Below are 20,711 nucleotides of genomic sequence, written 5' to 3' on the forward strand. Positions count from 1 at the left end.
CCGCACGACAGCAAGGACTCCCTCATGAGCTTCCAGCAAGGCCTTTCCGGGCTCAACGCCGCCTCCAAGAACCTGGACGTCATCGGCAACAACATCGCCAACTCCGGCACCTTCGGGGCCAAGAGCTCGCGGGCCGAGTTCTCCGACGTCTACGCGGCCGCGCTGAACGGCGCCGGTGCCAACCAGATCGGCATCGGCACCAGCCTGCAGTCCGTCGCCCAGCAGTTCACGCAGGGCAACATCACGACCACCGAGAACCCCATGGACCTCGCCATCAACGGCGGCGGCTTCTTCCAGGTCAGCGATGGCGTGAACCCGACGCGTTACACCCGCAACGGCCAGTTCAAGGTCAGCAAGGATGGCTTCATCGTCAACAACGACGGCCTCAAGCTGATGGGCTACCCGGCCAATGGCGCCGGTGTCATCCAGCCCGGCACGGCCCAGCCGCTGCAACTGCCCACCGGCGGCATCCCGCCCGCCGTGACGACCAAGGTCTCGATGGAGTTCAACCTCGACTCCCGCCTGAAGACCACCGCCCCCGGCGGTGGCGCTGGCACGGGCATGGACCTGAAGGACAGCACGACCTACAACAACGCGACGTCCATGACGACCTACGACGCCAAGGGCCAGGACGTCGCTGTGACCTTCTACTTCCAACGCGCGGCCGACCCCAGCGGCGCGGTGCCGCCCAACGACGTCTGGAACGTCTACGCGACGGCCAACGGCACGCCCTTCGACACCGACGCGTCCGGCAACGCCATCGCGCTGGATGCCAACGGCAACCCGACGACGCCCTACACCACCATCACCTTCCCGCCCACCGGTGGCGCGCCTTCCGCCATCGCCGGCAGCGCAACGACACCGCCCGGCACGATCTCCATGCCCGTGCCGGCCGGCACCAGCACGCGCGGCAACCCGACGCTGGCCATTGCCGGCATCCAGCTCGACCTGACGGGTGCGACCGAGAACGGCAGCAGCTTCGCGGTGACCGCCCTGACCCAGGACGGCTATGCCCCGGGCCAGCTGACCGGCATCCAGGTGGCCAACGACGGCATCGTCCAGGCCCGCTATTCCAACGGCCAGAGCAAGCCGGCCGGCCAGGTCGAGCTCGCCAGCTTCCGCAACCCGCAGGGCCTGCAGACCATGGGCGGCAACGTCTGGATCCGCACGGTGGCCTCGGGTGACGCCGTCGTCGGCGTGCCGGGCGACGGCAATATGGGTGCGCTGCAGTCCGGCGCGCTGGAGGAAAGCAACGTCGACCTGACCGCCGAGCTCGTCAACATGGTGACGGCCCAGCGTGCCTACCAGGCCAATGCGCAGACGATCAAGACGCAGGACCAGGTCCTGCAGACGATCGTGAATCTGCGCTAACGACTGAAGGCGAGGACGCGCGATGGACCGCATGATCTACCTCTCGATGGCCGGCGCCAAGGCGGCCATGCAGCGGCAGGACGTGCTCTCGCACAACCTCGCCAACGTGACGACCAACGGCTTCCGCGCCGAGCTGCAGGCCTTCCGCGCCGTGCCGGTGCGCGGCGACGGTGCGTCCACGCGCGCCTACTCGCTGGAAACCACCATCGGCTACAACGACGCCCAGGGCCCGCTGACACCGACCGGCCGCAACCTCGACGTCGCCATGCAGGGCAACGCCTGGCTGGCCGTGCAGGCCAACGACGGCACCGAGGCCTACACCCGCGCCGGCTCGCTGGACGTCAACGCCGAGGGCCTGCTCGTCATGCGCAACGGCATGCCGGTGCTGGGCGACGGTGGCCCGATCAATGTGCCGCCCAACAGCGAACTGACCATCGGCAGCGACGGCACCGTCAGCGCCAAGGCACCCAACCAGAAGCCGACCACGGTGGGCCGGCTCAAGCTCGTCACGCCCGAAGCCGCCAACCAGCTCACGCGTGGCGACGACGGCCTGTTCCGCGCCGCGGACGGCGACCTGCCCGCCAACCAGGCAGCGCGCCTGCAGGACGGTGCGCTGGAAGGCAGCAACGTCAGCCCGGTCGAGACCATGGTCGCCATGATCGCCGCCGGCCGCCAATTCGAGCAGCAGATGAAGCTGCTGCAGATTGCCCAGACCCAGGGTCAGCAATCGGCCAAGCTGCTCGGCAGCACTTAAGGAACCCAAGCCATGATGCGCTCGCTCTGGATCGCCAAGACCGGCATGGAAGCCCAGCAGACCCAGCTGGACAACATCTCGCACAACCTCGCCAACGTGGCCACCAATGGCTACAAGCGCTCGCACGCCGTCTTCGAGGACCTGATCTACCAGAACATGCGCCAGGCCGGTGCCAACAGCACCGACCAGACCACGCTGCCCACCGGCCTGCAGGTCGGCCTGGGCGTGCGCCCGGTGGCCACCGCGCGCATCTACACCCAGGGCAATCTGCAGCAGACCAGCAACAACCTGGACCTGGCCATCAAGGGCGACGGCTTCTTCCAGATMCAGCAGCCCGACGGCACGACCGCCTACACACGCGACGGCTCGTTCCAGCTCAATGCCAATGGCCAGATGGTCACCAACAACGGCTACACGCTGCTGCCGGGCATCACCATTCCCGCCAACGCGCAGAGCCTGACCATCGGCAACGACGGCACCGTCAGCGTCACGCTGCCCGGCCAGGCCGCGGCGCAGACCGTCGGCCAATTGCAGCTGGCCACTTTCGTGAACCCGGCCGGCCTGGACCCCAAGGGCCAGAACCTGTTCACCGAGACGGCCGCCAGCGGCACGCCCAACACCGGCGCACCCAACAACAACGGCATCGGCGCACTGCAGCAGGGCTTCGTCGAGACGTCCAACGTCAATGTCGTCGAAGAACTGGTGCAGATGATCCAGACCCAACGCGCCTACGAGTTGAACTCCAAGGCCGTGCAGACCTCCGACCAAATGCTGCAGAAGCTGGCCCAGATCTAAGTTTTAAGGCGCGCCATGAAGTACCTCGCCCTGATTGCCCTCCCCCTCCTGCTCGCCGGCTGTGCGACGCCCTACCCCGAGCCGCATGTGGAGATGGCCGCCACGCCGGTCGTCAACCTGCCGGCGACGCAGCCCATGGCCGCGAGCAACGGCGCCATCTACCAGTCGGCCAGCTACCGTCCGCTGTTCGAGGACCACCGTGCCCGCCTCGTCGGCGACACGCTGACCATCAACATCACCGAGCGCGTGTCGGCGTCGCAGACCAGCACCAGCGAGCTGAGCAAGACGGGCAGCCTGTCCGCCGGCATCACGGCGGTGCCGGGCATCTCGCCCAAGGCCTTCGGCCGCGCCAGCGCCGAGGCCACATCGGCCAATGACAACAAGGGCAAGGGCAGCAACCAGAACACCAACGAGTTCACCGGCGCCATCACGGCCGTCGTGACCGGCGTGCTGCCCAACGGCCATCTGATGATCAGCGGCGAGAAGCAGATCGGCGTGAACCGCAATGTCGACGTGCTGCGCTTCTCCGGCCAGGTGGACCCGCGCATGATCGCCCAGGGCAATGCCGTCGCCTCGACCTCGGTCGCCAATGTGCGCATCGAGCAGCGCGGACGCGGCGCCGCGGCGGATGCCCATGCCGTGGGCTGGCTGTCGCGCTTCTTCCTCAACCTCGCGCCGAGCTGATCACCCCGCCTTGCTGGCCAGGTAGTCCACGGCCAGGTTGGCCAGGGCCCTGACGCCCACCTCCAGGCCGCGCTCATCGACGATGAAGCGCGGCGAGTGGTTCGAATAGGCCTTGCTCGGCTCGATCTCCGGCGGCGTGACGCCGACGAAGAAGAACAGGCCGGGGATCAGGCGCTGGAAGAAGGAGAAATCCTCCGCGCCGGTCGCCTTGGGCACCACCTCGATGCCCATGGGTCGCGGGCCGGTGCTGGCCACGCGGGTCAGCGTCGGCACCATCTGCTCGGTCAACACGGGGTCGTTGCGCGTGACCGGGTAGTTGCGCGTGATGCAGACCTTGCATGAAGCGCGTGACGCCGCCGAGATGCCCTCGGCCAGCTGCGTGACGCGCTCGTGGATGGCCTCGCGCATGCCTTCGTCGAAGCTGCGGATGGTGCCGCGCATCTCCACCGTGTCCGGGATGATGTTCTCGCGCACGCCGCCCTTGATGGCGCCGATGGTGACGACCGCGGGTTCGCGGTTCAGGTCCAGCGTGCGGCTGACGATGGTCTGCAGGCCCAGCACGATCTGGGCCGACGTGACGATGGGATCGATGCCCAGCCAGGGTGCCGCGCCATGGGTCTGCTTGCCCTGCACGGTGATCTTGAGCTTGTCGCTGCTGGCCATCGTCGGCCCCGGCCGGTAGCCGATGACGCCGGCCTGCTGGCGCGACGTGACGTGCAGTCCGAAGATGGCGCTGGGCGTCGGGCTCTCCAGCACGCCCTCCTTGATCATCAGCGCCGCGCCGCCCTCCTCGCCCTCGGGCGGCATCTCCTCGGCCGGCTGGAAGATGAACTTGACCGTGCCGGGGATGTCATCGCGCAGCCCGGCCAGGATGCTGGCCACGCCCATCAGGATGGCGACATGGCAGTCATGGCCGCAGGCATGCATGACGCCGACCTCCTCGCCGTTCCAGACCGCACGGGCCTTGGACGCGAAGGGCAGCTCCACCTCCTCGGTGACGGGCAGGCCGTCCATGTCGGCGCGCAGCGCCACGACGCCGCCGGGCCGGCCGCCCTTGAGCAGGCCGACGACACCGGTGTGGGCGACGCCGGTCCTGACCTCGTCGAAGCCCAGGTTGCGCAGATGCTCGGCGACGACGGCGGCGGTGCGGAACTCGCGGTTCCCCAGCTCGGGATGCTGGTGAAGATCGCGCCGCCAGGCGATGACCTGGAGCTCCAGGGCCGCGGCGGCGGCGGTGATGCGGTCGGCGAAGTTCATGCAGGAGGGCCCGAGTGCGATGCCCTCCAAGTATGGCGTCAGGATGGCTGCGCGAGCCGGTTCAGGTCCTGCCGCGACCATGCGCGTTGCGCGGCCACCGCAAAGGCCAGCGCGAGCGTCATCTCGATGGCCAGCAAGGCCAGGCCGCGCTGCGGCACCCCGCCCGACGCCAACACCGCGCCCAGCAGCAGCACGCTGAGCATCGCCAGGGCCAGGCCTGCCAACACCTGCGCGAAGCCGTTGTTGCGCAGGCCGCGCATCCACAGAATCCAGGTCATGGCCAGCAGCACGTCGGACATCACCGGCGCCCAGGCGCTCAGCTGCACGGCACGCACGTCGGCCGGGCTGACGGCCATGCTCAAGGCCATCACGGCCGACATCCAGGCGATCGCATTCAGCATCGAGCCCGCCACCATGCGGCGCGCCCAGCCGGCAGCCGACGACCCGCGTGGCGCCAGCCGCGCCCGCCAATGCAGCGGCGGGCCGACGACGACGGCGTTGACGAACAGGCCGAGCAGCAGCATCCACAAGCCTGCCCAGGCCAGGTCCGCGCCGCTGGACAGGGTCTTGCCCCAGGCATGGAAGCGCCATTGCGGCGCCTGCATCAGCGCCTGGGGCAGCAGGAACCACATCCACAGCGTGGTGCCGCGCACGTTGGTGGCGATCTCGTGCAGGGTCGCCACATGACGCCAGCGTCGCCAGCCGCCCTTCCAACGCCATGCCGAAGCCGACCGCGGGCGCTGCACGGCGGCGAGCCAGGCCAAGGCCCGGCGCTGCAGGCCGGCGCCCAGCAGTGCGCCGACGAGCAGCGCGGCGGCCAGCACCAGCAGCACCTCGGCGGCCATGCCCAGCAGGTCCCAGCCTGGGCGCAGCCACGCGAGGCTGGCCACCATCACCAGCGGGCCCGCCAGCGCGCGGGCGGCGAGGCGGCTCAGCATCTTCAACAAGACCTGGCGCACCCGCCGGGCGGCCGCCGAGGGCGCCACGCGACGCCGCCAGCAGCCCGCATTGGCCGCTTGCGTGCCGGCAATCACCGCCGCGCCGAACAGCGTCAACAGCGCCTGGATGGCGGAGACGACCTCCAGCGGCGCGCTGCTGGCGATGCCGGAGACCAGCAGCGCCCAGGCCAGCAGGATGCCGAACAGTGAGGCGATGCTGGGCAGCAGCAGGGTCGGGCCGAGGTAGCGCTCCTCGGCCGCGGCCCGGCGGCGGCGTGCGGCAGAGACATTGACCAGCTTCATGAGTTGAGCAGCTCCAGCAGGTCTTCCATGCCCAGGGCCGGCAAGGCGGCAGCCTCGCGATGCTGGCGCGCATCCACCAGCAGCTGGCCCTGCGTCCAGTGCAGTTCGCCCGCCCGCAGTTGCACCGGCTGCTCGGGGCTGGGCAGGCTGCGCAGGTGCTCGACCGCCTCGTCCCATTCGACGAAGAGCTGCAGCCGGCCTTCACGCAGAAACATCACATGGCTGACGACACGCTCCAGGTCGCTGAGCAGGTGGCTGGAGACCAGCACCGTGCGTGGCGCCGGCTTGCGGCGCAGCGCGAACAGCGCGCGCATGAAGTCGCGCCGGGAGATCGGGTCGAGGCTGGCGACCGGCTCGTCCAGCAGCAGCAGGTCGGGGTCGTGGGCCAGCGCCAGCACGACGGCGAGCTTCTGCTGGTCGCCCAGGGACAGCGACGACGCCCGCTTGCCCAGGCTCAGGTCCAGCCGGGCCGCGAGCAGGCCGGCGTCGGCCAGGTTCAGGTCCGGATAGACCGCCGCCATTTCCTCCAGATGCTCCAGCCCGGTCAGGCGCGGGAACAGGTCGGGCGTCTGGGCCGCATAGCCCAGGCGCTCCAGCACCGCGTCGGGCAGGTCGCGGCTGGGCGCGCCGAGCAGGCGGGACTCGCCCGAGCTCGGCGTCGTCAGCCCCAGCAGGCAGCGCATCAGCGTGCTCTTGCCGGCGCCGTTGCGGCCCACGMGGCCGACGACGGCGCCCTCGGGGATGGCGAAGTCGATATGGTCCAGCAGGCGCGGCCGCGCCACGCTCCACTGCTGCTCTTGGACGTCCAGGCAGAGCTGGCGGGCTTCGAGTGCGGGGCTCATGTCGGGGTGTCCTCCTGGGGGGTTTGTTGCAGCGCCAGCTCGAAGGCCGCCAGGGCCGCCTCGGGCGCGATGCCGAGCTGCAGGGCCTGGCGCGCGGCCATCTGCAGGGCCGGCGCCAGCAAGGCCATGCGGTCGGCCGAGGCGCCCGCGGCCTGCACGCCGGCGGCCACCACCATGCCGACGCCACGGCGCCGCTCCAGCAAGCCTTCGGCCTCCAGCAGGCTGTAGGCCTTGCTGACGGTCATGGGGTTGATGGCATGCCGCTCGGCGACGGCCCGCACGCTGGGCAACTCGTCGCCCGGGCGGAGCTGGCCGCCGGCGACGCGGCGCTGCACCTGCTCCACCACCTGGCGGTAGATGGGCGTGGCCAGTTGCGGCTGGATGTCGAAGAAAGCCTGGGGGCTGGGCATGCGTATTAGTGTATTACACACACAATACACATAACAAGCCCCGGTTTGCTAGCCGCCGATGACTCGCCTCAGCCGGCGCTTCAAGTCCAGCCATTGCCTGCCGCGCGAGCGGTCGATGCGCTTCACATCGATGAGGGTGAAGCCACCACAGCCCGTCAAGGTGTGCAGGCCCGCGGTGTGGCTGTCGCTGGCCAGGTCGCCGGTCAGACGCTCGGTGCCGGCTTCGATCTCGACATGCTCGGGCGTCAGCCTGGGAAAGCGCAGCAGCCGCGTCGCGCTGCCATAGCCGGCCGAACTGTCCTGTACGGGCAGGGTCAGCACGCCGTCACGGCCGATGAAGGGGCGGCCGGCCGGGCGGGCGCCCTCGCGGTTGACGCGCACCGGGTTGGCGGCCAGCGGCGTCCACGGGCCGACCAGGGCCGGCGCATGCGCGATATGCAGTTCCCGCTGGTCGCGCGCGCCGGGCCCGACCAGGGTGTAGAACATCCACCATCTGCCCTGGTGCTCGATGAGGGAGGCGTCGGCACCGGGCAGGCGGCCCAGCAGCGCGCACTCGCGCTCCCAATGGTTGAGAGAGCCGTCGGTGGCGCGGTAGAGGGCGATCTCGCCGGCCTGGTAGCTCTCCGGCACCATCCAGGTCTCGCCGTCGTGCTCGAAGACCTGCGGGTAGGACAGGTGGAAGGGCTTGTCCAGCACCGTGGCCTGCCCGCGCCAGGCCAGGTCGTCCAGGCCGAATTCGTGGCGTTCGATGGTGGCCCGCTTGACGCGGTAGTCGAAGGCCTCGACGAAGACATGCAGGGCGTCGCCCCGCACCAGGCCGAAAGGGTCGGCCAGATAGCGCCAGCGGCCGGCACCGGGCAGCCAGGTGATGCGCTCGCGCACGGCGCTCAGCCGGTGGGCGTCGATGTCCTCGACGGGAACAGGAACGATGCCGACCTGCCAGAAGTCGGTGCGTGGCGGCTTCAACATCAAACGTGCCAGGCGGCGTAGGCCTCTTCCCCGTCGTCGAAGCCCTTGGCCTGGGCTGCCTGGTGGAGCATCACGTCGCGATAGAAACCCAGCGTGCGGGCGACGGCGTTGGCGCGGTCGTAGGCGGCCGTGGCATAGCGCACCCCGCGCTCCTGCGGCGTCAGGCGGCGCAGCCGCGCCAGTTCCTCGGCGACGGCGTGGCCCAGGGCGTTGGCGTCGCCCACCGGCACGAGGCGGGCGGGCTGACCGGCCAGCATCTCCTGCGGCCCTTGGGTTGCCGTGGACAGCACCGGCCGGCCGGCGCGCATGGCTTCCAGGATGGCGAGCGGGAAGGCCTCCTCGCGCGACGGCGACACGAAGAGATCGAAGGACTTCAGCGCCTGGTCGACATCGCTGCGGTAACCCAGCAGGCGCACGCGCGGATCGCCCGCCGCCAGTGCCTTCAGGGCCGCCTCATCCGGGCCTTCGCCCAGGATGGCCAGCACGGCGTCGGCCGGCGCATGCGCCTTGAAGGCGGCGATCAGCAGGTCCATGCCCTTGCTGCGGTGCAGTCGGCCCACGCTGCCGACCAGCAGCTGGCTGGGCGCCAGGCCCAGTTCGGCGCGCAGGTCGGTATGCCGTGCCGCGGCCGCGGCGTCGCGCTCGGGCGCCCAGTTGTAGATGAGGCTGGCCAGCGCATCGCCTTTCGGCAGGCCTTCGTGCTGGGCGCGGTTGACGCAGACGAGGCCGTCCAGGCGCGCATGGTGATGGGCCTTGTAGCCGACGTGCAGCGTGCCGATGCGCACCGAGCGGCGGGCATGGGCGACGGCCTTGCAGGCCGGGCCGAGGTGGCCATGGCAGACGTCCGCACCCAGGCGGCGGGCCAGCGCCGCGACACGCCAGCCCCGCATGAGCGGCAGGGCCAGGCCATGGAACTGCACGCCGGACGCCAATGCGCCGGCGACGGCCGAACCGGCCGTGCCGATGACGTGGACGCGGTGACCCAGGGCGGCCTGGGCGTTGGCGAGATCGATGCAATGCCGCTCACCCCCCGCAATGCGGGAGGAAAAGACGACATGAACCAGGGTCAACGGTTCGAAGGGCGGAGGCATGGCAGGTCTTGCAAACGAATGCAGCTCGGATCGGTAAGCAAAACTTTACCGACAGACACATTCAGAAACCTGTCATCAACCCCTGCGATTCGGGGTGCCAGAAAGCCGAAATTTCGCTGAAATGCCGGCAAACAGCGGGAAATCCCGGTAAACGTGAACTAGTTTCGCCCACATGCGCCGATCACAACGACTTCGCGGCACGCTGGCGGCGGTCTGGGATCGGGATTGACAGGATGTCACGTCAGTTGTGACAAAGCTGAGCAGGAGCTTGCTGGTGGCCCACAGCAAAATGCCCGACCGGGCGGTCGGGCATTCCTGAGGCGAACGCGGGCCGTGAGTGGCTCAGCGCATCTTGCTGATCCATTCGTTCCGCTGCTCGTCGTAGCGGTACATCATCAGGAAGCGCAGCGTCTCCATATTGACCTGCTCGCGCGTCAGCGTGCTCACGTCGCGCGGCGCCTTGATCGGCACCCAGCTGCCGACGGTGTCGTCGTAGACATTCATGCGCAGGAACTGGTCGCGCATGGCCAGCACCTCGGCACGCGACATGACGCCCTTGGGCGGCTCCATGCCGGACTTCAGCACCCACATGCCGGTCAGTTCGTCCCAGCGCATCAACGCCAGGAAGGTGTCGCGCTCCATCTTGACCTGTTCGCGGGTCAGGCCCTGGGCCTGGGCGGGTGCCGAGACGGCGGCGAGGGAGGTGGCCAGCACCAGGGTCAGCAGGGAAAGGCGTGTCATATCGGTCTCCAAAAGGATGGTGGAAGAGGGGTTGCTGTGCTGACTGGGCGCCTCAGTGCTCACAGGTGGTGAGTGGTCGGGCAGACCGCCTTGGCCTTACAGCGTGAAAAATCCCCGCCCGACAGCGCAGGACGACCGACGGTTCAGAAAAGCGGGGCTGACCGCGCCCTTTTCGTTGGCTTCGCGGGCTCAAGGATCCGCAGAATCGGTCGAGTGAAGTACCTGCAAGCCCTCCTCCTCAGCCTGGCCGTCGTGCTGGCGCCCGTTGCCCCTGCCCATGCCGCGCGCATCAAGGAGGTCGCGTCGGTCGCCGGCGTGCGTTCCAACCCGCTGACGGGCTACGGCCTCATCGTCGGCCTGGACGGCACCGGCGACCAGACGACGCAGGCACCCTTCACCGGCCAGAGCCTGACGGCCATGCTGCAGCAGTTCGGCGTGCTGCTGCCCCAGGGCGTCACGATGCAGCCGCGCAATATCGCCGCCGTCATGGTGACGGCCTCGCTGCCGCCCTTCGCCCAGCCCGGCCAGCAGCTGGACATCAACGTCTCCTCCATCGGCAACGCCAAGAGCCTGCGAGGCGGCACGCTGATCGCCACGCCCCTGCGCGGCGCGGACGGCCAGATCTACGCCATCGCCCAGGGCAACCTGGTGGTCGGCGGCGCCGGTGCATCGGCCGGTGGCTCCAAGGTGCAGATCAACCACCTCAGCGCCGGCCGCATCCCGGCGGGCGCCCTCGTCGAGCGCTCGGTGCCGACACCGATTGCCCAGGGCGACACCCTGCAGCTCGACCTGAACAGCAGCGACTACGCCACCGCCCGCGCCGTGGCCCAGGCCATCAACAAGGCCAAGGGCGCCGGCACGGCCCAGGCCCTGGACGGCCGCGTCGTGCGCGTGAAGGCGCCGGCCACGCCGGACGAGCGCGTCGGCTTCCTGGCCGATGTCGAGAACCTCGCCATCGACATGGCCACGCCGGCCGCCCGCATCGTCATCAATGCGCGCACCGGCTCCATCGTCATGAACCAGGCCGTCACGCTGTCGGCCTGCGCCGTGGCCCACGGCAGCCTGTCGGTGACCATCAGCTCCACGCCCATCATCAGCCAACCCAATGCGCTGTCCGGTGGGCAGACGACGGTGGCCGAGAAGGCCGACATCTCCATCCGCCAGGAGCCCGGCAGCCTCATCCAGCTGGCCGCCGGCGCGCGGCTGGCCGATGTCGTCAAGGCGCTGAATTCCCTTGGCGCGACGCCCCAGGATCTGCTCGCGATCCTGCAGGCCATGAAGAGTGCGGGCGCCCTGAATGCCGAGCTCGAGGTGATCTGATGGCCAACAGCTTCCAGTCCATTTCCGGCCAGAGCCTTGGCAGCGTCGACGCGCTGAACGGGCTCAAGGCCCAGGCCGCGCGCGATCCCAAGGCCACCATCCGCGAGACCGCCAAGCAGTTCGAGTCGCTCTTCATGCAGGAAGTGATGAAGAGCATGCGCGMGTCCACGCTGTCCAGCGGCATGCTGGACAACAACGCCACCCAGCTCGGCACCGAAATGCTGGACACCCAGTTCGCCGGCAAGATGAGCGGCCTGCCCGGCGGCCTGTCGGAAGCCATCCAGAAGCAGCTGCAGCGCCAGATGGGCGTCCAGGACCTGTCGCCCGAGAACATCAGGAAGAACAGCCAGACAACGCTGGCCCAGGCCCTGCCGGCCCTGGCCACCAAGGGCATCCCCAACCACGTGCAGGGCTTCATCCAGAAGCACGACGCCGCCGCCCGCGCGGCATCGGCAGCCACGGGCATCCCGGCCAGCTTCATGGTGGCCCAGGCCGCCCACGAGAGCGGCTGGGGCAAGCGCGAGATCGTCGGCGCCGACGGCAGCAACTCGCACAACGTCTTCGGCATCAAGGCCACGCCAGCGTGGACGGGCAAGACCGTCGACGTGAAGACCACCGAGGTCATCAACGGCCAGGCCGTCAAGGTGACGGCCAAGTTCCGCGCCTATGGCAGCTACGACGAGGCCTTCAAGGACTACGCCAGGCTGATCAGCAGCAACGACCGCTATTCCAAGGTCGTTGCGCAAGCCCAGAGCGGCAACGCCGCCGGCTTTGCACGCGGCCTGCAGCAGGCCGGCTACGCCACCGACCCGGCCTATGCCGAGAAGCTGGCCAAGACGATCCAAACCACCCAGCGCGTGCAAAGCACGATGCTGGCCTGACATGAAGCCCCTCGCCCAAGAAAAATCTTGGTCGGTCCCCCGCGGGGACGGCGATGCTTGCCGGTTCGACCGTCAAGCACATCGCCAGCGCGGGCCGGCTAGGGAGCGGCCCGGCGCTCGGCCCGCAAATCTGATGCACCGCAACTGCCGCGAGTGCGGAACGGAGAACTGAGATGGCTGGCTTGCTCACCCTCGGCGCCCGCGCGATGTTCGCCAACCAGGCGGCATTGCAGACCATCGGCCAGAACATCGCCAACGCGAACACGCCGGGCTATTCGCGTCAGTCCGTCGTGCTGACCACGTCGCCTGGGCAATACACCGGCGCCGGCTTCTTCGGCAAGGGCGTCGACGTGCAGACCGTCGTGCGCTCGCACAACGAGTTCCTGACCAAGGAGGCGGCATCCTCCAAGGCCACCGCGGTGGCCGATTCCACGCGTGCCGAGCAACTGTCGCGCATGGAAAAGATCTTCCCGCCCGGCACCGACGGCCTGGGCTACGCGGCCAGCCAGTTCCTGAACGCCATGGTCGACGTGACCAGCCGCCCCAACGACCCCTCCGCCCGCCAGGTGGCCCTCGGCCGTGCCAACGAGCTGGCCGTGCGCTTCTCCAACGCCGGCCAGCAGGTCACCGACCTGCAGGCCGGCGTCGTCAGCGACCTCAAGGCCAATGTCGTCGTCGTCAACCAGCTGGCGCAGCAGATCGCCAACATCAACGACCAGATCTCCAAGACCCGCGGCAGCGGCCACACGCCCAACGACCTGCTGGACCAGCGCGAGCGCCTGATCTCCCAGCTCGGCGAGCATGTGGCGGTCACGACGCTGACGGCCGACGACGAGACCGTCGGCGTCTTCATCGGTGGCGGCCAGCGCCTCGTGCTGGGCAACCAGGCGTCGTCGCTGCAGGTCTCACCCGACGCCTACGACCCGGCGCGCGCCGTGGTGTCGCTGAACGAAGGCGGCCAGACCCGCCCGCTGGACGAGAGCGTGCTGACTGGCGGCTCGATGACGGCCCTGCTGAGCTTCCAGAACAAGGACCTGCAGGACGCCAAGAACCTGCTCGGCCAGCTCGCCGCGGCCATCGGCACGCGCGTCAACGAGCAGAACGCGCTGGGCCTGGACCTGTCCAACCCGCCCGGCAAGGGCGCAGCCATCTTCAGCGTCGCCACGCCCAATGTGCTGCCGGCGGCCAGCAACCAGCGCAACCCCGGCGGGGGCTTCACCAATGGCGTCGCGGCCAGCATCGTCGACGCCAGCCAGCTGCAGGCCAGCAGCTACAAGCTGACCTCGAGCACGCCCGGCGTCTACGAGATGACACGGCTGTCCGACGGCCTGGTACGCACCGTCAACGACGGCGACACCATCGACGGCTTCAAGATCACCTTCAGCCCGGCCGCACCGGCCGCCGGCGAGAGCTTCCTCATCGAGCCCGTGGGCTCCGCCGCCGTCAACATGCGGCGCACGCTGGACAACCCCAACGGCATCGCCGCCGCCTCGCCGCTGACGGCCTCCGCCGCCGTCACCAACAAGGGCACCCTCACCGTCGACAGCATCTACGCGGTCAACCAGAACTTCAGCGCGGCCAATGCGCCCATCACGCTGGATTTCGGCGGCCCCGACCCGGCCAATGCGAGCAACGTGCTGTACACGCTGACGCTGGCCAACGGCACGGTGCTTTCGGGGAGCTGGAGCTCCGGCCAGCCCATCGGCAACCAGCCGGCCGCAGGCATCGACCTCGGCTTCGAGATGCGCACCAACGGCGTGCCGCGCCAGGGCGACCGGATCTCCATCGACCCGACCATCTACACCGCCACCAACAACGGCAACGCCAAGGCCTTCCTGAACATCCAGGGCGAGGCCTTCGTCGGCCGCCAGTTGCTGGCCGGTGGCGGCTTCACGCCCGGCTCGACGATCAACGACACCTACGCCGCGGCGATGAGCGACATCGGCGCCCGCGTGCAGAGCGCCAACTACCTGTCCGACGTGTCCACCAACGTCGCCGGCGACGCCGAGTCCAGCCGCGCCGGCCAGGCCGGCGTCAACCTCGACGAGGAAGCCTCGCGGCTGATGCAGTTCCAGCAGGGCTACCAGGCCGCCGCCAAGGTACTGCAGACGGCCCAGACACTGTTCGATGAATTGATGAGGATTGCCCAGAGGTAAGCCATGAGACTTTCAACCGCCAACCTTTTCGACGCCTCCATCGCCAATCTGCAGCGCCGCCAGACGACGATGCAGAACCAGCAGGAGCAGCTGACCTCGGGCAAGCGCATCGCCATGGCCAGCGACGACCCCACCGGCGCCGCGCGCGCCGAGCGGGCTCTGGCCTCCATCGGCCGCGTCGAGGCCAACCAGCGCGCGCTGGAAGCCAGCCGCAACAGCATGACGCTGGCCGAATCGGCCCTGGGCGACGCCAACGAACTGCTGCAGCAGGCCCGCGAAACCATGGTCTCGGCCGGCAATTCCAGCTATTCCGACGCCGAGCGGGCCGGCCTGGCGACCAAGCTCAAGGGCATCCGCGACCAGTTGCTGTCCATCGCCAACCGCTCCGACGGCRCCGGCGGCTTCATCTTCTCCGGCCAGGGCGCCTCCACGCCGCCCTTCCTGGACCAGGCCGGCGGTGTCGCCTACATCGGCGTGCCCGGCACCATCCAGACCGGCAATCTCGACAACTTCCAGCTCACCGTCGACGGTCGCGGCGCCTGGGAGCAGGCCGCCAGCGGCAACGGCAGCTTCGAGACCGGGCCGCGCATCCTGACGACCGACCCCGCCACCGGCAAGCCCGTCGTGCAGCTGATCGACCCCGTCAGCGGCGGGCCCCTCGTCAACGGCATCACCGGCAACCCGGCCTCGGGCTGGATCGACGCCGGCCGCACCGTCAACCCCGCGCTGCTGACCGGCCACAACTACCGCGTCGACATCGCCGGCACCACACCCAACCAGACCTACGCCCTGACCGACACCGACCTCGGGGCAGTCGTCACCAGTGGCGCCTTCAAGCCCGGCCAGGCCATCACGGCCGACGGCATGGCCTTCACCATCTCCGGCACCCCCGTCGACGGCGACGCCTTCGCCATCGCCGGCTCCAAGACCGGCCTCAAGGTCTTCGACGTCATCGACAAGGCCATCACCGACCTGAACACGCCGCTGCGCACCCCCGTGCAGGTGACGCAGAGCAACACCGCCAGCATCCGCGACATCGATGCCGTCATGGGCAATCTGCAGAGCGGCCGCAGCCAGGTCGGCGAGCGCCTGAACAACCTCGACGGCACCGAAACCCGCCTCGCGGCTCTGAAGCAGTACAGCTCCGAGGAGAGGAGCGCCGCCGAGGATCTGGACATGGTCCAGGGCATCTCCGACTTCCAGAACCAGCAGACCGGCTACGAAACCGCGCTCAAGACCTATGCCATGGTGCAGCGCATGACGCTGTTCCAGTACATCCAGGGTTGAGGCCCCTCGCCCAGTCTCGCCCCGCTGGACGCGGGCGAGCCTGATCGGTCCCCCGAGGGGACGGCGATGCTTGCGGCATTGAGCCGCAAGCACATCGCCGGGTGGGCCGGCTCGGGAGCGGCCCAGCGCTCGGCCCGGAATACCCTGATTCCAGACACGCCGGATGGGCCGCGCTAGCGTCTCGGCAGCCCGCCCTCGGGCTCGGAGACGCATATGGAACTCGGATTCATCGGCCTCGGCGTCATGGGCCTGCCCATGGCGCGGCGGCTTGCGGCCGCAGGACATTCGCTGCACGCCTGGAGCCGCAGCGGCACCCAGGCCCTCGAAGGCACGCCGGGCTTGCGCCATGCGGCCAGCGCCGCCGAGGTCTTCGCCCAGGCCGACACCGTGCTGCTGATGCTGGCCAACGCGGCCGCCAGCGATGCGGTGCTGGCACGCGGCAGGCCCCAGTTCGTCAGCCTCGTTCGAGGCCGTACCCTGGTCCAGATGGGCACGACGGCGCCCGAATACTCGGCCGCGCTGGCTGCCGACGTGCATGCCGCCGGCGGCCGCTACGTGGAAGCCCCCGTCTCGGGCTCCCGCGTGCCGGCCGAGACCGGCCAGCTCGTCTGCATGCTGGCCGGCGAGCCGGAAGGCGTGGCCCGCGCCAGGGAACTGCTCGCGCCGCTTTACAAGGACTGTTTCGCCTGCGGCGCGCCGCCGGCGGCACTGCGCATGAAGCTGTCGGTCAACCTCTACCTGATCACGCTGGTAGCGAGCCTCGCGGAGGCCGTGAACTTCGCGCAGCGTCAGGGCTTGGACCTGGGCCTGCTGAACGCCGTGCTGGACGCCGGCCCCATGGCCAGCGCCGTGTCGCGCATCAAGCTGGACAAGCTGGTCAGGCGGGATTTCAGCGTGCAGGCGGCCATCAGCGACGTGCTGATGAATGCCCGCCTGGTCGCCGACGCCGCGGCCGAGGCCGGCGCGCCGACACCACTGCTGGACGACAGCCTTGAGCTCTTTGCCGCCGCGGAAAGCCTGGGCCTGGGCCGCGATGACATGGCGGCCGTCATCCAGGCGCTGGAAGCCCGAGCGCGAACCGCCACCGGGCCGGTCTGAGGTCGGCCATGCCGGGAGCGTCAGGCCGGGGAATGAATTCGGTCACGAATCGTCCCCGTGGGCCGGCGGCGCTCGTGGCAGACTGCCGCATTCACCGCCAGCCCTGCGCCGCGCCATGTCCGACACCACTCCTGCTGCCCTCGATCACGCCATCCTGCCTGGTATCGCCCTGGGGTATGCCCCGGTCATCGACAGGCAGCGCAACATCGCCGGCACGCGGCTGACGCTGGTGCCGCTGCGCGCCGATGCCCGCATCGACCACGCCGAGCTGCTGGCCGCGCTGGCCGCCACCTGGCCCAAGGGCGGTGCCGTCATCAGCGCCCAGGGTGAGGCGCTGCTGGCCGCCCTGCTGGCCCAGCCACCGGCCCAGCCGACCCAGATCGAGGTGCCGGCCTTCATCGCCGCGGACCCCGCCCACGCCGATGCCATCGCCGCCCTGAAGTCGGCCGGCCACAGCGGCCTGCTCAAGGGCCTGCCCAACGCGCCGCTGCCGGCCGCCGTCGCCGCCCTCTTCAAGCAGGTGGTGCTGGAACCCGGACAGGCCGCGCCGGCAGGTACAGCCACCGTGCACGCCGGCGTGCGCGGCGCCGAAGCCATCGATGCCAGCTTCAAGGCCGGCGCCGAGACCGTCATCGGCTGGCCGATGGACGGCGTCTACGAAGCCGCCCCGGGTGCGCCCAAGACCGAGATCGCCGCCGACCTGCAGGTCATCATGGAGCTGATGTCGCGCGTCGACGAAGGCGAGGACGTCGAGCGCCTGGAGCAGACGCTCAAGCGCGACCCCAGCCTCGCCTTCAAGCTGCTGCGCTACATGAACTCGGCCGCCTTCGGCCTGCCGGTGGAGGTTTCGAGCTTCCGCCACGCCATCATGCTGCTGGGCTATGCGCGCCTGAAGCGCTGGCTGGCCCTGCTGCTGACGACGGCCAGCAAGGACCACAGCATGCGCCCCATCATGTTTGGGGCCGTGCGTCGCGGCCTGTTGATGGAAGAGCTGGCAGCCGGCATCGAAGACCGCGAGCAACGCGACGAGATGTTCATCTGCGGCCTGTTCTCGCTGCTGGACCACATGCTCAAGGCGCCTTTCGACAAGCTGCTGCAGAGCATCCCCGTGCCCGAGCGCGTGCGCCAGGCCCTGGTCGACGAGACCGGCCCCTTCCTGCCCTATCTGGAACTGGTGCGCGCCATCGAGGCCGAGAGCGTGTTCGACTACCGCGAGCGTGCCGACGCGCTGATGCTCGGCGCTGGCGAGATCAATGCCTGCGTGCTGCGCGCGCTGCACAAGGCCACCCAGCTCGAATGAGCGGGGTGGCTTTTTCAAGGGCCGGCGAACCAGCCCGAATGAGCCCGTCGACCGGCTGAACCATGTTCGGCCCCCCCGCTTCCGCCAGCTTGTTCGACCTCGTCAGCGATCCGGTGCTGACCCTGAGGACCGACCTGTCCGCGCTGCGCGCCAACCCGGCCGCGCGCGAGTGGCTGGGCACCGATGCCGCCGAAGGCTGGCGGCTGCTGCGCCAGGCGGCCGGCGCCCGGCTGGAAGCCTGGCTGCGCGAGGCCACGCGCGCCATCGACGCTGGCCGCACACCACCGCCCGCACCGCCGCTGAAGCTGGCCGACGGCCAGCGCGCGACGCTGCATCTGCTGCGCGACCGGCCCAACTGGCTGCTGCATGCCCAGCTCAGTGCGGCCGACCCCGGCGAGCCGCCGCTGGCCGAATGGCTGGCCCTGCTGCCCTGGCCGGCCCTGCTGGCCGATGCCGCCAGCGGCACGCTGCTGCGCCACAACGCCGCCTTCGCCAACCTCTACGCCGGCACGCCCCGCCACTTGAACGACCTGCCCGACCTGTTGCAGGCCCTGCTGGGCTGGCACCGCGGCACGCCGCTGCCGGCGCTGACGGCCCAGCGCCCGCAGGACGGCCCCCTGGTCACCGAGGCCGAGTTCATCGACCCCCAGGGCCTCCCCCGCTGGCTGCAGGCGCGGCTGCGGCTGTGGCGCCACGCCGGCCGGGCCCTGCTGCTGGCCGTGCTGGAAGACCAGAGCACGCTGCACGAACGCGACCTCGCCCACCAGCAGCTCGACGCGCTGATGGACACCGCCGCCGTCGGCCTGGCCACCTTCCAGCCCGAGGCCGGCTGGCTCAAGGCCCACCGCAAGGGTTCGCCCTTCAAGACCGGCGCCCGCCAACCCGTGGGCTCGCTGCAGGGCATCAACCGCGAGATCGTCGAGCCCGCGTCGCTGCCCGAATTCGAGCGCCTGCAGCGCGCGCTGAAGAAAGGTGACGCCGTCGAGGTGCGCTATGCCGTGCGCCACCCCGAGCTCGGCCGGCGCTGGCTGCTGACCCGCGTCGCGCCGGGGCTGCTGGCCGGCGGCCGGCGCTCGACCTCGGTCGTCACGCTGGACGTGACCGCCCAGGCCCAGGCCGAGAACGCGCTGCTGCTGCGCGCCGAGAGCGAACGCGCCGTGCTGGACTCGGTGCTGGTGGGCATCGTCACCGTCGGCCCCGACGGCATCGAATGGATGAACCGCTCGGCGCGCCGCATGTTCGGCTGCGAGCTCGAGGACGTGCAGGGCCAGCCCATGGGCGTGCTGGCGCCCGAGGACGACGACCACGCCTTCCACATGGAGCCGGGCGCCGAAGTCTTCGAATGCCGGCTGCGCGGCCGCGACGGGCGCGAGTTCTGGGTCATCGGCAACGCGGTGCAGACGCCGCGCGAGGACGGTGGCACCCAGCTGACCTACGCCCTCCTCGACATCGACCGCCGCCGCCAGGCCGAGGCCCAGAGCCGCATGGCCCAGGCGTCGCTGGCCCGCATCATCGAAGGCGCACCGCTGGCCATCACGCTGCACGAGGCCCAGAGCCTGCGCATCGTCAAGCTCAACCACGCCGCGGCGACGCTGGCCGGCCGGCCCGAGGCCGCCATGCTGGGCGGCACGCCGGCCCAGCTCTTCGGCGACGAGCAGGGCGCCCAGGTGGTGGCCGACATGCGCGAGGCGCTGGAGTCGCAGACCGTCGTGCAGCGCGAATACCACGTGCCGGCGGGGGGCTCGACACGCATCTGGGATGCACGGCTGCTGCACCTGGCCGGCGTCGGCGGTGACGACACGCCCGAGCTGCTTTTGCTTGTTGCCAGCGACGTCACCGAGCAGCGCGCCGCCGAGCAGGCGCGCCTGCAGGCCGCCATCTCGCAGCGCGAGCTGCTGGTGCGCGAGGTGCACCACCGCATCAAGAACAACCTGCAGGGCGTGGCCGGCCTGCTGCAGCAGATCGCGGCGCGCCGGCCCGAGGTCGCCGGCGTACTGAAGGAAGCCGTCGGCCAGGTGCAGGCCATCGCCCAGGTCTATGGCCTGCAGGTCGGCGCCGCGGGGCCGCTGGTGCTGAAGCGGGTGTTCGACGCCATCGTCGGCTCGGTGCAGCGCATGCAGGGCCGCGTCATCACGACCGCCGCCGAGGGCGGCGCGCTGATGGAGGACTGGTGCCTGCCCGAGGCCGAAGCCATTCCGATCGCCCTCAGCCTCAACGAGCTGCTGGGCAATGCGCTGCGGCACAGCAACGGCGCCCAGGTGCGCTGCCAGCTCATCTGCGACACGGCCGGCGTCACGGTCGAGATCGTCAACCCGGGCCGCCTGCCCGAGGGCTTCCTGCTGCAGGACGTGAAGAGCGGCGTCTCGGGCCTGGGCCTGGTGCGCGCCCTGCTGCCGCGGCGCAGCGCCATCCTGAGCCTGGAACAGCAGGGCGAGGACGTGGTTTGCCGCCTGGAACTGATTCCACCCAGCGTGGTTCACAATCCGGCCACAAAACCAAGTTCTGGATAGAGGG

At 69.8% G+C, this 20,711-nt stretch carries 18 protein-coding genes; 11 read left to right on the top strand and 7 right to left on the bottom strand.

Annotation, left to right across the window (positions count from 1 at the left end; translation table 11 throughout):
- Window positions 1-24: 24 nt before the first annotated feature.
- From flgE to AC1D2H_RS26280, 4 genes are read left to right on the top strand one after another with little or no spacing between them, the layout of a single operon-like run.
- Complete coding sequence (gene flgE / locus AC1D2H_RS26265; protein ID WP_477931721.1) at window positions 25-1,371, top strand: flagellar hook protein FlgE; 1,347 nt, start codon at window positions 25-27, stop codon at window positions 1,369-1,371.
- 22 nt (window positions 1,372-1,393) lie between these two features.
- Window positions 1,394-2,125 (top strand): flagellar basal-body rod protein FlgF, encoded by a 732-nt coding sequence (gene flgF / locus AC1D2H_RS26270; RefSeq protein ID WP_478012934.1) that lies wholly within the window; start codon window positions 1,394-1,396, stop codon window positions 2,123-2,125.
- A 12-nt stretch (window positions 2,126-2,137) separates the two neighbouring features.
- Window positions 2,138-2,920, top strand: coding sequence for a flagellar basal-body rod protein FlgG (gene flgG, locus AC1D2H_RS26275; protein ID WP_477931719.1), 783 nt, complete (start codon window positions 2,138-2,140; stop codon window positions 2,918-2,920).
- A 15-nt stretch (window positions 2,921-2,935) separates the two neighbouring features.
- The gene (locus AC1D2H_RS26280) at window positions 2,936-3,604 is read left to right on the top strand and encodes a flagellar basal body L-ring protein FlgH (protein ID WP_477931718.1); all 669 of its coding nucleotides are present in this window, start codon (window positions 2,936-2,938) and stop codon (window positions 3,602-3,604) included.
- On the opposite strand, the gene AC1D2H_RS26285 is transcribed toward AC1D2H_RS26280, so the two are convergent.
- The 7 genes from AC1D2H_RS26285 to AC1D2H_RS26315 all read right to left on the bottom strand — a co-directional run bounded on the left by AC1D2H_RS26285 (window position 3,605) and on the right by AC1D2H_RS26315 (window position 10,155).
- Window positions 3,605-4,861, bottom strand: a complete 1,257-nt coding sequence (locus AC1D2H_RS26285) for an amidohydrolase (protein ID WP_477931717.1) — start codon at window positions 4,859-4,861, stop codon at window positions 3,605-3,607.
- 38 nt (window positions 4,862-4,899) lie between these two features.
- Window positions 4,900-6,102, bottom strand: coding sequence for a hypothetical protein (locus tag AC1D2H_RS26290; RefSeq protein ID WP_478012935.1), 1,203 nt, complete (start codon window positions 6,100-6,102; stop codon window positions 4,900-4,902).
- Window positions 6,099-6,944, bottom strand: a complete 846-nt coding sequence (locus AC1D2H_RS26295) for an ABC transporter ATP-binding protein (protein ID WP_478012936.1) — start codon at window positions 6,942-6,944, stop codon at window positions 6,099-6,101. Before AC1D2H_RS26295 ends, AC1D2H_RS26290 begins: the two co-directional genes overlap by 4 nt.
- The gene (locus AC1D2H_RS26300; RefSeq protein WP_477931714.1) at window positions 6,941-7,354 is read right to left on the bottom strand and encodes a GntR family transcriptional regulator; all 414 of its coding nucleotides are present in this window, start codon (window positions 7,352-7,354) and stop codon (window positions 6,941-6,943) included. The genes AC1D2H_RS26295 and AC1D2H_RS26300 overlap by 4 nt, the downstream gene beginning before the upstream one ends.
- A 48-nt stretch (window positions 7,355-7,402) precedes the next feature.
- Window positions 7,403-8,323, bottom strand: a complete 921-nt coding sequence (locus tag AC1D2H_RS26305) for a glucosamine inositolphosphorylceramide transferase family protein (protein WP_478012937.1) — start codon at window positions 8,321-8,323, stop codon at window positions 7,403-7,405.
- Window positions 8,323-9,414 (bottom strand): glycosyltransferase, encoded by a 1,092-nt coding sequence (locus AC1D2H_RS26310; protein WP_478012938.1) that lies wholly within the window; start codon window positions 9,412-9,414, stop codon window positions 8,323-8,325. The genes AC1D2H_RS26305 and AC1D2H_RS26310 overlap by 1 nt, the downstream gene beginning before the upstream one ends.
- Window positions 9,415-9,756: 342 nt before the next feature.
- Window positions 9,757-10,155, bottom strand: a complete 399-nt coding sequence (locus AC1D2H_RS26315; RefSeq protein ID WP_478012939.1) for a hypothetical protein — start codon at window positions 10,153-10,155, stop codon at window positions 9,757-9,759.
- Window positions 10,156-10,368: 213 nt separating this feature from the next.
- On the opposite strand from AC1D2H_RS26315, the gene AC1D2H_RS26320 reads away from it, so the two are divergent.
- The 7 genes from AC1D2H_RS26320 to AC1D2H_RS26350 all read left to right on the top strand — a co-directional run bounded on the left by AC1D2H_RS26320 (window position 10,369) and on the right by AC1D2H_RS26350 (window position 20,707).
- Window positions 10,369-11,475 carry a flagellar basal body P-ring protein FlgI gene (locus AC1D2H_RS26320; RefSeq protein ID WP_478012940.1) on the top strand — a complete coding sequence of 369 codons (1,107 nt, stop codon included), beginning with the start codon at window positions 10,369-10,371 and terminating at the stop codon, window positions 11,473-11,475.
- Window positions 11,475-12,356, top strand: coding sequence for a flagellar assembly peptidoglycan hydrolase FlgJ (gene flgJ / locus AC1D2H_RS26325; protein WP_478012941.1), 882 nt, complete (start codon window positions 11,475-11,477; stop codon window positions 12,354-12,356). The genes AC1D2H_RS26320 and flgJ overlap by 1 nt, the downstream gene beginning before the upstream one ends.
- Window positions 12,357-12,529: 173 nt before the next feature.
- On the top strand, window positions 12,530-14,512 hold the full coding sequence (flgK, locus tag AC1D2H_RS26330) for a flagellar hook-associated protein FlgK (RefSeq protein WP_477931708.1): 1,983 nt from the start codon (window positions 12,530-12,532) through the stop codon (window positions 14,510-14,512).
- 3 nt (window positions 14,513-14,515) lie between these two features.
- Window positions 14,516-15,799, top strand: coding sequence for a flagellar hook-associated protein FlgL (flgL, locus tag AC1D2H_RS26335; RefSeq protein ID WP_478012942.1), 1,284 nt, complete (start codon window positions 14,516-14,518; stop codon window positions 15,797-15,799).
- A 213-nt stretch (window positions 15,800-16,012) separates the two neighbouring features.
- A complete protein-coding gene (locus AC1D2H_RS26340; RefSeq protein WP_478012943.1) occupies window positions 16,013-16,897 on the top strand; it encodes an NAD(P)-dependent oxidoreductase in 885 nt (294 codons plus the stop codon).
- A 115-nt stretch (window positions 16,898-17,012) separates the two neighbouring features.
- The gene (locus AC1D2H_RS26345; protein ID WP_477937783.1) at window positions 17,013-18,197 is read left to right on the top strand and encodes an EAL and HDOD domain-containing protein; all 1,185 of its coding nucleotides are present in this window, start codon (window positions 17,013-17,015) and stop codon (window positions 18,195-18,197) included.
- 62 nt (window positions 18,198-18,259) lie between these two features.
- The gene (locus AC1D2H_RS26350) at window positions 18,260-20,707 is read left to right on the top strand and encodes a PAS domain-containing sensor histidine kinase (RefSeq protein WP_477937785.1); all 2,448 of its coding nucleotides are present in this window, start codon (window positions 18,260-18,262) and stop codon (window positions 20,705-20,707) included.
- The last annotated feature ends 4 nt before the right edge of the window (window positions 20,708-20,711 follow it).

Source organism: Roseateles sp. P1_C1_2 (assembly GCF_056406535.1).

Bases quoted from the DNA above. Each gene is read 5' to 3' on its own strand.
- flgF (WP_478012934.1), top strand. From the start codon at position 1,394: ATGGACCGCATGATCTACCTCTCGATGGCCGGCGCCAAGGCGGCCATG.
- AC1D2H_RS26280 (WP_477931718.1), top strand. From the start codon at position 2,936: ATGAAGTACCTCGCCCTGATTGCCCTCCCCCTCCTGCTCGCCGGCTGT.
- AC1D2H_RS26345 (WP_477937783.1), top strand. From the start codon at position 17,013: ATGTCCGACACCACTCCTGCTGCCCTCGATCACGCCATCCTGCCTGGT.
- flgE (WP_477931721.1), top strand. From the start codon at position 25: ATGAGCTTCCAGCAAGGCCTTTCCGGGCTCAACGCCGCCTCCAAGAAC.
- AC1D2H_RS26340 (WP_478012943.1), top strand. From the start codon at position 16,013: ATGGAACTCGGATTCATCGGCCTCGGCGTCATGGGCCTGCCCATGGCG.
- AC1D2H_RS26300 (WP_477931714.1), bottom strand. From the start codon at position 7,354: ATGCCCAGCCCCCAGGCTTTCTTCGACATCCAGCCGCAACTGGCCACG.
- AC1D2H_RS26285 (WP_477931717.1), bottom strand. From the start codon at position 4,861: ATGAACTTCGCCGACCGCATCACCGCCGCCGCCGCGGCCCTGGAGCTC.
- AC1D2H_RS26315 (WP_478012939.1), bottom strand. From the start codon at position 10,155: ATGACACGCCTTTCCCTGCTGACCCTGGTGCTGGCCACCTCCCTCGCC.
- AC1D2H_RS26350 (WP_477937785.1), top strand. From the start codon at position 18,260: ATGTTCGGCCCCCCCGCTTCCGCCAGCTTGTTCGACCTCGTCAGCGAT.
- AC1D2H_RS26290 (WP_478012935.1), bottom strand. From the start codon at position 6,102: ATGAAGCTGGTCAATGTCTCTGCCGCACGCCGCCGCCGGGCCGCGGCC.
- AC1D2H_RS26310 (WP_478012938.1), bottom strand. From the start codon at position 9,414: ATGCCTCCGCCCTTCGAACCGTTGACCCTGGTTCATGTCGTCTTTTCC.
- flgK (WP_477931708.1), top strand. From the start codon at position 12,530: ATGGCTGGCTTGCTCACCCTCGGCGCCCGCGCGATGTTCGCCAACCAG.
- AC1D2H_RS26305 (WP_478012937.1), bottom strand. From the start codon at position 8,323: ATGTTGAAGCCGCCACGCACCGACTTCTGGCAGGTCGGCATCGTTCCT.